The organism is Rhizobium sp. BK181, from assembly GCF_014193305.1.
Lineage (GTDB): Bacteria > Pseudomonadota > Alphaproteobacteria > Rhizobiales > Rhizobiaceae > Rhizobium.
Map to the genome: position 1 here is coordinate 395,813 of NZ_JACHZA010000002.1, position 12,047 is coordinate 407,859.

The following is a 12,047-nucleotide window of genomic DNA, read 5'->3' on the forward strand; positions in this document are numbered from 1 at the left end:
AGCAAGAAAGACTGACGGACGTTGCTAAGAATTTGTGTCCTTCGATACCGCCGCCACCCAGTTGTGCCAGTTCTGCGTCGATCCGGCGAAAACATTGATGTCCGTCGGTCCCTTGATGCCGGGGATGACGCCCGTCGACGTGTACTGCCAGAAGGCCCAACGGCGGTCGGCATAGGTGACCTCGGGATGCTTGGCGGTGGAGCGAACCCAGAAGTGATAATCCTGGAAATAGCCGACGAGATTGTCGCGGTGGAAGTCGACCGAAGTATAGATGATCGGCCGCTTGCCATAGTAGGCCTCGAGGCGATCCATGAAGCGCTGAAGCTGGGCGCGAACCGTCGCCGGATCCGGGCGAAGGCGGCAAGTCTTCGATTCCGCATTCCATTCAGCGTCGAGGACCGGCGGCAAGCGCATCGATTCCTTTGGCACGTTACGGATGAACCAGTCAGCCTGTTCGTCCGGCGTCGAGCAGAAATAGTAGAAATGATAGGGCGCGTGAGGAATGCCGACGGCGCGGGCGCGCTGCCAGTACTCGTTGAAGCGCGGATCGATGCGGTCCTTGCCTTCAGTCGCCTTGATGAATGCAAAGGCAACGCCAGAGCCCTTGACCGTCTGCCAGTCGATATTGCCCTGCCACTTGGAAACGTCGATGCCGTGGATCGGCTGCTGCTCCGGATGCTTTGCTCCGAAGTCCTGGGGGTCGGTGTCCTTGAAGCGCGTTTTCGGCTTTACGGACGCCGTTTCGAGATAGTCATAGCCCGATGACGTGCATCCGGCGAGCATGACAGCCAACGGCAAAACGCAAAACAGAAGCCGGCGCATAGGTGTTCCGTCGCGAAACGAATGGATTTTTTGCCCCACAGCTCGACCTTCGTGAAAGACGTGTCCAGCGAGGAATGTCCCCTCTATTTCCCATATCAACGTAAAAATTCGGTTAGTTTCAAGCGAAATGTCAAGGTTTGGTCACAATGACAGCCCGCCAGGCATACCCGCCGCCAATGGTTTCGAATATTAGTCGTGCTTGATTTTCAGAGGCTTGAGACTCGAGAACCTGTCGCAAATCGGCGCGCGGCGAGACGTGAAATTTTCGCAGCCATGCCCTGAGAAAGTGCGCGAACCAGCCCGGCAGTCGCTCCTGCTGGCCAAAATCGACTATGTGCAACTCGCCGCCGGCGGCAAGAGCGGCAAGGGCTGAGTCGACGGCGCACTCCCAGTCGGGGATCATAGAAAGCGCATAAGAGATCAGGATCCGGTCGAATCCGCTGACGCCAAATTCGCGAGGCGTGAATGCCGTCGCGTCGGCGACGCGGAAGTCCGGGATCGTGGCCTTGCTCTCGAATGTCTTGCGCGCGGAGATCAGCATCTCCTGTGAGATGTCGAGGCCGTAGAGCCGAGCTTGCGGATAATACTTATGGGCCAGCGCCATGTTCCGACCGGTGCCGCAACCGACTTCCAGCAGCGTGCCGCCGGCCGGTACATTCAGATTGCGGATCGTCTGATCACGGCCAAGCAAGTAATATTTGCGCGTCAAGTCATAGATATGGCGCTGGTAGCGGTACATGCCGTCCATCAGGGCGGCATGGCCGTCGTCTTTGGCCACCGGGTTCGTGTCGACCCCGCTCACGCCGTCTTCCTGTAAATATGGAAGCCGCCATAGATTGCCGAGCGATCGAGCGCCGTCAGCTCGAGCGAACGTTCCTCCATGTAGGTCCACTGATTGCGGATCGCTGGCGACAGGCGTCCTTCGATGATGCTCTTTTCGGCTGCCGTGCGGAAAATAACGCGGGCGCCTTCACGGGCGGTGCGGCTGATTTCTGCCCAGAGATCATTGAGCTGCTCATCTGTCATCCAGTCCTGCGCATCGAGGAGGATATAGCGATCGCGCGAGGCAGCGGGCTCGCCAGAGAGAAGCTCGGTGAAGCTGGCGTGATGGACGTTGACGCGATCGACATTCGCTCGGATCACCTCGTAGTTTACAGGCTCGAGGTAGGTCGGAAGCGGGCCTTCGCCTTCGGGGGCGTAGCGGCGCCCGAAGGCCTGCCAGGCAAAGTAGTTCTCCCGCATCGGGAAGTGGCAGGCAAGCTTCTCAAGCCGATGCCGCAGAACCGGGGCGATCGACTGATCTGCCGCGAGGCTTGCCAGTTCGTCGTACTGCTGCGGCGGGATGCCAAGGCCGAACAGCGAGCTCTTTCGTCCGGTAATCCAGCGCACGACCGGCTTGTCGAACAGAGGTGCGATCCTCTCATCGAAGAACTGGCGCTGCTCGCGCAGCGAACGGGCCTTTGTCATCTCCGTGAGGTCGACGCCGTGCAGGCGGGCGAGAAGATGGGCGGCGCCGATAAACCGTCCGAGCAGACCGGTTTCGTAGATATTGCGGTCAAAGACGGTGACGCGCCGGCGACCGAACTTGCGGCTATTCCAATAGTTCCGGGTCGCATCGTCGAGGTTTGCCGCAAGGAACTGGTCGAACGCGTGGCTGTTCGATGTTTCACGCGGCTTGGCGAGAAAGCGAACGAGGTCGGCGTGGCCGGGAAGGTGACGGAACGCGGCTAACTTCAAGCGATTGAGGGCGATATGATGCGGATTGAGGTCGACGACATCGATCGATGCCGGACCTTTGGAAAGATAGGCAAGCATGTTGCAGCCGCCGGAGCCGATCGTCACGATGCGATGATGGGGCTGAAGCTCCATCGCAAGCATATCGAGATCGGGATCTTCCCAGATTTGCGGATAAACCAAGCCGGAAAACAACAGGCCGAAGAGCCGTTCCGAGAAGCCTGCCTTGGAGAAGGCGTTGTGGCGGAGAAGCGCTGCCTTGAGTTTCCGGTTCTTGCGGAAGCCGGCATCCGGTGCAAATTCCGTCATATGAGTCTTTCACCCTTTTAGCGTTCAGGGCGTTTAGCGCGCCGTCACTACAGTTTGATGACGCGGGCTGTGGGCGGTCTATTGCGCGGGAGCAAATAGGAAGTGTTCCAGGGTAGGGGGCTTTCGTGGCGAGGGCTTTTTTGCTTCTCTTGCGGGCAGGGAGGACCACCCATGCGATTTGTGCTGCGTGTCGTAAAGTCACTTGCTCTTCTGCTGGTCGTGATTGTCGCCATGGGCGCGGCTTGGCTCTATGTCAGCCCGCCGGAATTGCTGCGCGTGGGGGATGGCTACGCTGCCAAGATCGTTTGCTCGAACGTCTTTCTCGCGGGACGGGATCCTGAACAAGTGCTCTATGAGGATGTGCAGGCGCCGGGAAATCCGTTGCTGCGGCTCGTACGTGTGGCCGTCGACAGTCAGGAGAAGCGGGTCACTGCCCGGATCCTCGGACTTTTCGCGCCCAGTTATGCAATCTATCGCGGCGCGCTCGGCTGCAGCAGTGTGCCGGACGGCGACTTCGAGGCTGCAGCGCGCGCGGTGCCCGATCGCCCGGCGGCTCAGGAATTGCAAAATCCGGCGATATGGCCGGAGGGCAACGCCGTCTCCGGTGCCAATGACAATCGTGTCGATACCCTGCTTTCGGACAAGGATTTGACCGGTCCTGCGATGCGTGCGGTCGTCGTCGTTCACAACGGCCGCATCATCGCCGAGCGCTACGGCGACGGCTTCGGTCCAACGACGCCGCTGACAGGCTGGTCCATGACGAAGACGGTCAATGCCGCGATCGTCGGGCGGTTGATGCTCGACAAGAAAATAGCATTTGACGACGCAGCGCTTCTGCCCCAGTGGCAGGGTGGCGATCACTCGGCAATCAAGCTCAGCGACCTCATGGGCATGGAGAGCGGCCTGGCCTTCAACGAGAACTATGGCACGGTCGCCGACGTTACGCGGATGCTCTATCTCGATCCGGATATGACGGCGCTGCCAGCGAGCCTGCCATTGGAGGCAAGCCCCGGCGAGCGCTTCAATTATTCAAGCGGCACATCGGTCTTGATATCGAAGATATGGATGGATCGGATCGGCAACATGCAGACAGCGCTTGCCTATCCGAAGATGGCCCTGTTCGATCCGATCGGCATGTCGAGCGCGGTTCTGGAGGTGGACGCGCGTGGTACATTCGCCGGCAGTTCGTATCTTTATGCGACAGCACGGGACTGGGCCCGTTTCGGGCAGTTCCTTCTTCAGGACGGCGTCTGGAATGGGGAGCGGCTGCTGCCGGAACGCTTCATGACGGCGATGAGGACGCCGACGGCATCCTCAGGCGGCAAATATACGCAGGCGCAAGCCTGGCTTGCCGCGCCGGGTGGCGATAGCAGTGCATTAGCCGGTCTTCCCGACGATACATTCTGGATGGAAGGACATGACGGGCAGAGCGTGGCGATCGTGCCGTCGGCGAAACTCGTCGTCGTCAGACTTGGGTTAACGCCAAGCTGGCTTCGCTACAAGCCGCAGATGCTGGTGAAGGAGCTACTCGCTACGCTGGACCATAATGGTCAATAATTGCCCTGGGCGACGTCGTCCATACCTTTGCGCTTGGCCTCGTAATAATAGCCACGGGCGTAAAGGCGGACGGCATTGTCTTCGCTGCTGTCGGACACGAGCCAGGCGCCGCGCAGATACTTGGCGGCGTATTTGATGTTGGTCTCGGCGTCGAACAGACCGGCGGGCTCGCCTTCGTAGCCCATCGACTTCGCCGTGTTGTACTTGATCTGCATCAGGCCGAAGTAGCCACGCTTGTTGTAAGCCTTGGCATTGTACCGGCTTTCGCGGTGGACGACGCGGTGAAGCAGCGAGGCGGGCACCTCATACATCTTCGAATACTTGTCGATGATCTTGGTGATCGCGCTTTTTTCCACGGTCGGCGCGCCGTCGTCGTCGCTGTCGCTGAACATCGGCGGGGCAGCAGGCGGGTCGGATGGACCCGAAGTGTCGAAGCCGTAGTCCATCATCGGGTGCGGCGTGGTGTCGATTGCGGAAAGGGCGGCGATGGCGCCGCTGCCGGCCTGGGGCGTTGCGGCAAAGGCGAGCTGCGTTGACGGGGAGGGGGTGCCAGGACGCGGAATGGGTATGACGGACTGTATTGCCGTCATCTCGGGAGTAAGGGGAATCTGCGCATAACCCGTTGCGGCGGTAGGCTCGATCTGACCGCCTGGTTGTGAAGGCGCCGCGGTCGGCATGGCTGGGGCCGCGAGAGCAGCCGCTGTCGGGTCCGTGGCAGGGGCCATCGCCGTTTCAGTGCTGCCTTCGCCGGCAGGCACGGCGGCAAGTGTGGCATCTTCGCCCGGCTTCGGTGTCGGTACAACTGTCTGGAGAGCGGTCAATTCTGCCTGCGAGGTGTATTCGACGCTCGTGCATCCGGCAACAACGCCGCAGAGCATCGTCGAAACGACGAGACTGCGTTTCAGGCCGGAAAAACCGATCGCTACCATACTCTCACTTTCGTGAACGCGCCGCCCCGGCAGCGTTAGAAGTTACCAAAAACCTTAAGCCCGGATTCCGCCATTAACGTATTCGTTGCTTTGCTGCAACCCGCCGAAAATATTTACGCGGCGATGCGGCGATAGCCGGCCGTTACGGCGCCCGCGGCAATGAGCAGAGTGCCGCCGGTACGGTTGACTGCGCGTTGAACGCTCGCCTTACGGATGAGCCCGCGCGCCGCGTTTGCTGCCAGCGCATAAGTCGAGGCATTGATGGTGGCGAGCACCAGGAAGGTGGCTTCCATGATGAGCATCTGGCCGAAGAACGGCTGAGCCGGATTCAAGAACTGCGGAACGAATGCGACGAAGAAGACGATGCTCTTCGGGTTGAGAGCCGTGACGACATAGGCGTGGAGGAAAACCTTGAGGGATTTCTTTTCGGGCAGGTTGTCATTGTCTGCCATCGGTTCGGAAATCACCGGCGCCCGCCAGAGCTTGATCCCGAGCCAGATCAGATAGGCGCCGCCGATCCACTTCAGCACCGTGAACAGGGTTGCGGAGGCCGCGAGCACGGCCCCCAATCCGAACAATGATGCGGTCATCGCGGTGAAGTCGCCGAGCGCCACGCCGGTTACCGTCGCAAGCGCCGTCTTGCGTCCGTGCCCGAGCGCATAGGAAACGACGAGGAGAATCGTCGGGCCAGGGATGGCCAGCATGATTGCAGACGCAGCGGCAAAAGCGAACCAGGCTTCGAGCGACATGGAATCTCCTCCTATTCCCTAGGACAAAAGCAAAGACACCATATCAACCCTCAGTCAATCATGCTGCCCGGTATTTCTGGCCAATCGTGTCCATGACTTCGCCGAACCACTTGGTGGAGGTGTCGAAGGCCTTGCCGCCCTTGATGCGCGGGAACTCGATCGTTCGGAGCTTACCGTTTTGCGCTTCATCGTGGCCAGTCACGCCGGACACCTTATTAAGGGCGCTTTCAACGGCGAGGTCGGTCATGCTCTGAATCAGGCGAAGGTCATCGCCGTTAGCGGGAGCCGAACGCGCAAAATAGCCGGACTTCTGCACGAGCGAGCGTTCGGCGTTGATGAGGCCAGCGAACTGCTTCTGGAACCAGCCGCCGACATTGATCGTGTCGATCTTGACGTGTCCGAAAGCGTCGCGCTTGACGGTCTCGCCGGCGGCTTCGCGTTCCGCGACGATTGCATCGAGGCAGGCGCCTTCCGAGACGAACACGGTCGCATGGCCAGTACGGTCGATGATTTCCTTCAGGCGTGCCGCTTCCGCATCGAGGTCGAAAGCCATTTCGGGCAGGTAGACCGCGTCGATGCTCTTCATCTTGGCGTTCGTCATGAAGCCGCCAACGTACTCGTAGTTCTTCGTCCGTTGCAGATAGGCACGCGCCGTCGCGGCCGTCAGCCATCCGCAGTGGCGCCCCATGACTTCATGGATGATCAAGGTGCGCGGTGCTGCCGTCTGCTCGTTGCTGACGTTGTCGAAGAAATGCGCTCCGACCTCGGCCGCCGTCCACGCGCCGAGTGACTGGCGGATAGGAACGACGTCGTTGTCAACCGTCTTCGGAAGTCCGACGACCGTCAGATTGTAGCCGTTCGCAGCTAGATATGCCGCGAGATCGGCGGCGGTGGTGTTTGTGTCGTCGCCACCGATGGTGTGAAGGATGGTTACGCCATCGTTGGCGAGGCGCTCGGCGGCAACGCGCAGCGGATTTTCGCCTTCCTTGACCAGGCCGCGCTTCACGCAATCGGCTGCGTTGGTGAGCTTGACGCGGCTATTGCCGATCGGCGAACCGCCGTAGCGATGCAGAAGCGGCGCCTTCTGGCGCATGTCTGCGTTGATCTTGATGCTGTCGCCGAGAAGCACGCCCTGATAGCCGGAGCGATAGGCGACGAGTTCGATGTCGGGCGCGACGTCGCTATAGCGTTCGATCAGCCCGCCAACCGCCGACGACAGACAGGGCGCCAGGCCTCCAGCCGTGAGCATTGCGACTTTCTGTTTGGCCATGATCCCTCCATCGTGCCTCTTATCAGAGCACCTGCGTGCTGCTTACCTAACGCATGGATGCGACAGGGAAAGGGGCATGTAAAGTGTAGTTATTGTGAAAATCCTGCACCAAAACGGCGAAGATAGGCTGGACGACGATATAATCGTTTCAAGCTTCGGATAGCCGTTGAGATCGATTGTGGAAATCTCCGAGCGCGCGCGGAGCAGCGGTGCGCCGGGCGCCGTGCCGCCGTCACCGCAGCCTATCCTTTGGTGTCATATGAGGCAATGCGAATGCGGCGTATGCTTCAGCATCGGGGCGACAATTACCGAAATGTGAAAGCTGTATTCGCTCCTACGACCAATCGCCGCCTTGCAAACGCAGGCTTTATTTGGTCAAGGTGTCTAACCTATTTGCGCTGCGAGAGACTTTTATGTCCTTCTGGGAAAAACTGCTGAATGCCATTGGCAACACCGCGGGCAACGTCCTTTCGGCGGTGGTCGAGGCTATCCGGACAGTCTTCGAAGGGGATCCCGAGACGCGCCGCAAGGTGGCCTTCTCGGTCGCCATCATCGCTCTGTCGGCAAAAATGGCCAAGGCCGATGGAATCGTGAGCGAGCGGGAGGTGGATGCCTTTCGCGAGATATTTGAGTTCCCGCCGGAGCAGGCGAAGAATGTCGCACGCCTCTACAATCTGGCGCGTCAGGACGTCGCCGGCTATGAAGCCTATGCGGAGCGCCTGTCATCCTTGTGCGTGACATGCGCAGCCAATTGCCCGGTGCTGGAAGAGGTGCTGGACGGTCTTTTCCATATCGCCAAAGCGGATGGTCTCATCCATGAGAAGGAATTGGCGTTCCTGCGGCACGTGAGCGAGATCTTCCATATGAATGAAGATCATTTCGAACGAATTGCAGCGCGGCATGTTTCCATGGGCCGCGATCCCTACAAGGTGCTCGGCGTTTCGCCCTCCGACGACTTCACGACGATCCGTCGCCGCTATCATGGACTTGTCAGCGAACATCATCCTGATCGCCTGATTTCGCGGGGCGTGCCGGCCGAGTTCCATGCGATTGCCAATGAGCGCATGGCTGCGCTGAATGCAGCCTACGAGGCAATCGAGAAGGAACGCCGCGCGGCATGACCTCGTTCGAGGCCGACTACCGGAAGGCAACCGTTCGCCCATCGCCAAATCACGGCGAACGTGCTGATGGGCGCAGGCCAGACATGATCCTTCTTCACTATACAGGCATGCCGACGCCTGACGGAGCCTTGGAGTGGCTCTGTCGGGACGAAAGTCAGGTCTCGAGCCACTACTTCGTTGGTGAAAATGGCGAGGTTCTGCAGCTCGTCCCCGAGGAGCGCCGTGCCTGGCACGCTGGCAAAAGTTACTGGCGGGGTGAGACCGATATCAACTCTTTGTCGATCGGGATCGAGATCGCCAATGCGGGTCATCCCGGAGGGCTCCCCGAGTATCCGCAAGAACAAATTCAGGCGGTGATCGAATTGTGTCGCGATTGCGGCCAACGTTGGTCCATTGCCCCCGAAAGGGTGCTCGGGCACTCCGATGTAGCACCGATTCGGAAGGTTGACCCAGGAGAAAAATTTCCTTGGTCAGAGCTCCACAAGGCCGGTGTGGGGCACTGGGTCGAGCCAGCTGCGATCTCCGGTGGAAGATTTTTCCAACGCGGCGACAGCGGCCAACCGGTCGAGGCCCTGCAGTCGATGCTCTCGCTTTACGGTTATGCGACTGAGATCACAGGCCAATTCTCCGACAAGATGGCTGGCGATATCGAGGCCTTCCAGCGCCATTTTCGGCCCGCTCGAATCGACGGGATCGCGGATTTTTCGACGATCGACACGCTGCACCGTTTGCTGGCGTCACTGCCGCGTTACTCCGCATAAGTAGTACTTTTAGAGTGGCGCGGATTCTCAGGATTTTGAGAGTCTGCTGCGTCGCCACATCATTTCCCTATTATCTCCTCATTGCGATGGTCTAACGCCAACCGTCGAACGGCGCCGCTTGTGTTGTTTGGGGTTTCGAGCGGCCGTCAATTGAAACAAAAAGAATTGCTGCAGAATATCTAATATATATCTGCTGCATACGACCGGATTGTTATTTCAACTGCAATCCGGAAATTCTTTGTGTCGGAGTAATTAGACTAAATGAAGAAGATCATTTCTGCTGCAGTGTGCGCCAGCGCGCTGTTGATGGGTATCAACTGCGCCTTCGCGGGCGAATGGGGCGCAAGATCTCAGACAATCCCCTTGAAGACCGTTGACCGCACCAGCGGTTATGCAATGCCGGATTTCACAGCCAACAAATATTCCGCGATCATCGTCAAGTATGCCAACCAGTACAACGTCCCCGTCGAGCTTGCTCGTGCGGTCGTGCGCGTCGAGAGCAATTTCAATCCGAATGCACGCGGCAGCGCGGGCGAAATCGGCCTCATGCAGATCAAGCCGGCGACGGCACGCATGATGGGCTACTCGGGCCCTGCGAAGGGCTTGTTCGACCCTGAGACGAACATCAAGTTCGGCATGAAGTATCTGGCTGCAGCACATCAGCTAGGCGGTGGCGAAACTTGCGGTACGATCCTGAAGTACAATGCCGGCCATGGCGCAACCCGCATGAACCCGGTTTCCAAGGCTTACTGCGGCAAGGTCCTGGCGATGCTTTGATCGCTTGAAAGTGCTTGTTCGAGAATCGCTTCGAACTGGCACTTAACAATATGATTCAACGTGGCGCCTGTGTTATCCGACCTCGGAAAATGAGGTGACATATGGCAGTTGATTTCAAGGTGATCATCGTCGGACGCGGAATGATGGGCGCGGCTGCTGCCCGCCATCTTTCGGGTATGATCGAGGGCGTAGCGATTATCGGCCCCAGCGAGCCGGCCGAGCGCAAGAGCCATCACGGCGTCTTTGCCAGCCACTACGACGAGGCTCGCATTACGCGGTCCTTCGATGACAATAGGGTCTGGGCGACCCTCGCAGCACGTTCGCTCGATCGCTACGGGGAGATGGAAGCGAAAAGCGGTATCTCCTTTTTCTCGGAAGCGGGTTGTCTGTTTACCGGCCCGCCCGCGCGACCGGGCGAGGGATTTCTCGGGCGGGCGCTGCAGGTCAGCGAAACCCTCGGTCTTGACGTTGAAGCGCTTACGCCGGCAGCGTTGCGTGAGCGCTTTCCTCAGTTCTCCCTCGATCCGTCCCACCACGGCTATTTCGAAGAGCGGCGGGCGGGGCACATCAACCCGCGCGCTTTGGTTCGGGCACAAACCATGCTTGCCGAGCAGGCAGGTGTAACGGTCGTAGATGCAACTGTTACCTCGGTTCGCGACCGAGGCCCATCTGTCGAAGTTGAGGCTGGTGGCAGGAGCTATACCGCGGAGCGGGTGCTGGTTGCCGCTGGCGGTTTCAGTAATTTCAACGATCTCCTGCCAGCTCCGATCGACATCAGAATTGCCGCCCGCACCGTTGCCTTCTTTGAGCTTGGCGAACGGGAGATGGCGACTTTCTCCGACATGCCTTCGACGATTGTCTTCGGTGATCGGGATGAGGACCACGTCTATATCCTGCCACCCGTGCGATACCCCGATGGTCGGACCTACCTGAAGCTCGGCGGCGATCTAGAGGCGCGCTCATTCGAGACGCTCGGGGATATCGGAACGTGGTTTCGCTCTGACGGCGATCCACTGGAGCGCGACAATCTGGTCTCAACGGCACTGCGGCTGATGCCGGCCTTGGCTGGCTGCCCAACAACCTCCGCGCCGTGTGTGTCAACCTTCACGACGACCGCGTATCCTTATGTCGGCTATACGGATTCACCGCGGATCGCTGTCCTGGCGGGTGGCAATTTCGTTGCCGCGAAATCGTCTGACGAACTCGGCCGGCTAGGGGCCGTCGTCATGACGCAGGGCTGGCTCGGGGCAGAGGACTTCGGCCGGGAACTGACACCGGTTTTCCGCTAGGCCTAGAGTCTTGTCAGTAGACAGAGCTTTGTCGTCGCGAAGCCGGTAATATTTCGGTGGCATTCGCTCCGTGTCTCCGCTAAGGGAGCCTTGCCAGTTGGCCGGGCAGCCGCGCTTTACCAATGCCGAAAGGCGGTAGGGTGAGGAAAGTCCGGGCTCCACGGAAACACGGTGCCGGATAACGTCCGGCGAGGGCGACCTCAGGGAAAGTGCCACAGAAAGCAAACCGCCTGCCTCGGCAGGTAAGGGTGAAAGGGTGGGGTAAGAGCCCACCGCATCTCCGGTAACGGCGATGGCAAGGTAAACCCCACCGGGAGCAAGACCGAATAGGGATGACGTGGGAGGCGAAAGCCTTCCGGCCGGTTTCCAGGTCAGTCATCCGGGTGGGTTGCGTGAGGCAGCGTGCGAACGCTGTCCCAGAGGAATGGCTGCCACGTTCCGGCTTCGGCCGGGGCCATACAGAACCCGGCTTACAGGCCAGCTGGCGAACTACCCTTGCGGAAGCATGTCTTTGTGATTGCCGTCGATTGCTAGTGGGCGGTCGGCGCCTTCGCCAGACATTCCTCGCAGGTTGTGCTGCTGCGGGCGAGAATGGACCAGCGCTTGAATATCTTGCCGCAAGAATCGCATTGGATGTCAGTCGTCATTCCCGACTGCGACAGCGGAATACGCTTCTCCGGCTCAAAGCGTCCGTAAAGAAGTCCCTTTAATGTGAAGTTTGTCATAATG

12 protein-coding genes and 1 other RNA gene are annotated in these 12,047 nt (G+C 59.4%); 6 read left to right on the top strand and 7 right to left on the bottom strand.

All coding sequences use genetic code 11. The annotated features are described in order from the left end of the window. Nucleotides 1-24: 24 nt before the first annotated feature. From FHT77_RS09345 to FHT77_RS09355, 3 genes are all read right to left on the bottom strand, one after another. Entirely contained in the window at nucleotides 25-822 is a 798-nt protein-coding gene (locus FHT77_RS09345; protein WP_183754551.1) for a GH25 family lysozyme, read from the bottom strand. Between the two features lie 130 nt (nucleotides 823-952). Further along, the gene (locus tag FHT77_RS09350) at nucleotides 953-1,570 is read right to left on the bottom strand and encodes a class I SAM-dependent methyltransferase (protein ID WP_183754794.1); all 618 of its coding nucleotides are present in this window, start codon (nucleotides 1,568-1,570) and stop codon (nucleotides 953-955) included. 50 nt (nucleotides 1,571-1,620) lie between these two features. After that, nucleotides 1,621-2,865: a DUF3419 family protein gene (locus FHT77_RS09355; protein ID WP_183754553.1), complete on the bottom strand. Its 1,245-nt coding sequence runs from the start codon at nucleotides 2,863-2,865 to the stop codon at nucleotides 1,621-1,623. Nucleotides 2,866-3,036: 171 nt separating this feature from the next. Here FHT77_RS09355 and FHT77_RS09360 point away from each other — a divergent pair, with 171 nt between their 5' ends. After that, the gene (locus tag FHT77_RS09360) at nucleotides 3,037-4,422 is read left to right on the top strand and encodes a serine hydrolase (protein ID WP_183754555.1); all 1,386 of its coding nucleotides are present in this window, start codon (nucleotides 3,037-3,039) and stop codon (nucleotides 4,420-4,422) included. Here FHT77_RS09360 and FHT77_RS09365 read toward each other — a convergent pair. The 3 genes from FHT77_RS09365 to FHT77_RS09375 form a co-directional block, all read right to left on the bottom strand. Next, nucleotides 4,416-5,351, bottom strand: coding sequence for a lytic transglycosylase domain-containing protein (locus FHT77_RS09365; RefSeq protein ID WP_183754557.1), 936 nt, complete (start codon nucleotides 5,349-5,351; stop codon nucleotides 4,416-4,418). The genes FHT77_RS09360 and FHT77_RS09365 overlap by 7 nt on opposite strands. Nucleotides 5,352-5,464: 113 nt before the next feature. Then, complete coding sequence (locus FHT77_RS09370) at nucleotides 5,465-6,100, bottom strand: LysE family translocator (protein WP_183754559.1); 636 nt, start codon at nucleotides 6,098-6,100, stop codon at nucleotides 5,465-5,467. Nucleotides 6,101-6,158: 58 nt separating this feature from the next. Next, nucleotides 6,159-7,370: a pyrophosphate--fructose-6-phosphate 1-phosphotransferase gene (locus tag FHT77_RS09375; RefSeq protein WP_114713193.1), complete on the bottom strand. Its 1,212-nt coding sequence runs from the start codon at nucleotides 7,368-7,370 to the stop codon at nucleotides 6,159-6,161. 413 nt (nucleotides 7,371-7,783) lie between these two features. Here FHT77_RS09375 and FHT77_RS09380 point away from each other — a divergent pair, with 413 nt between their 5' ends. The 5 genes from FHT77_RS09380 to rnpB all read left to right on the top strand — a co-directional run bounded on the left by FHT77_RS09380 (nucleotide 7,784) and on the right by rnpB (nucleotide 11,807). Beyond that, a complete protein-coding gene (locus FHT77_RS09380; protein WP_183754561.1) occupies nucleotides 7,784-8,491 on the top strand; it encodes a J domain-containing protein in 708 nt (235 codons plus the stop codon). Continuing rightward, nucleotides 8,488-9,252 carry an N-acetylmuramoyl-L-alanine amidase gene (locus tag FHT77_RS09385; RefSeq protein ID WP_183754563.1) on the top strand — a complete coding sequence of 255 codons (765 nt, stop codon included), beginning with the start codon at nucleotides 8,488-8,490 and terminating at the stop codon, nucleotides 9,250-9,252. Before FHT77_RS09380 ends, FHT77_RS09385 begins: the two co-directional genes overlap by 4 nt. A 261-nt stretch (nucleotides 9,253-9,513) precedes the next feature. Continuing rightward, nucleotides 9,514-10,029 carry a lytic transglycosylase domain-containing protein gene (locus tag FHT77_RS09390; protein ID WP_016554528.1) on the top strand — a complete coding sequence of 172 codons (516 nt, stop codon included), beginning with the start codon at nucleotides 9,514-9,516 and terminating at the stop codon, nucleotides 10,027-10,029. A gap of 101 nt (nucleotides 10,030-10,130) precedes the next feature. Continuing rightward, nucleotides 10,131-11,318, top strand: coding sequence for an NAD(P)/FAD-dependent oxidoreductase (locus FHT77_RS09395; protein WP_183754565.1), 1,188 nt, complete (start codon nucleotides 10,131-10,133; stop codon nucleotides 11,316-11,318). Between the two features lie 93 nt (nucleotides 11,319-11,411). Next, nucleotides 11,412-11,807, top strand: an RNA gene (gene rnpB / locus FHT77_RS09400) — RNase P RNA component class A. Between the two features lie 41 nt (nucleotides 11,808-11,848). Here the strand turns inward: rnpB and FHT77_RS09405 are convergent. Further along, on the bottom strand, nucleotides 11,849-12,043 hold the full coding sequence (locus tag FHT77_RS09405; RefSeq protein ID WP_016554526.1) for a hypothetical protein: 195 nt from the start codon (nucleotides 12,041-12,043) through the stop codon (nucleotides 11,849-11,851). Nucleotides 12,044-12,047 lie beyond the last annotated feature (4 nt).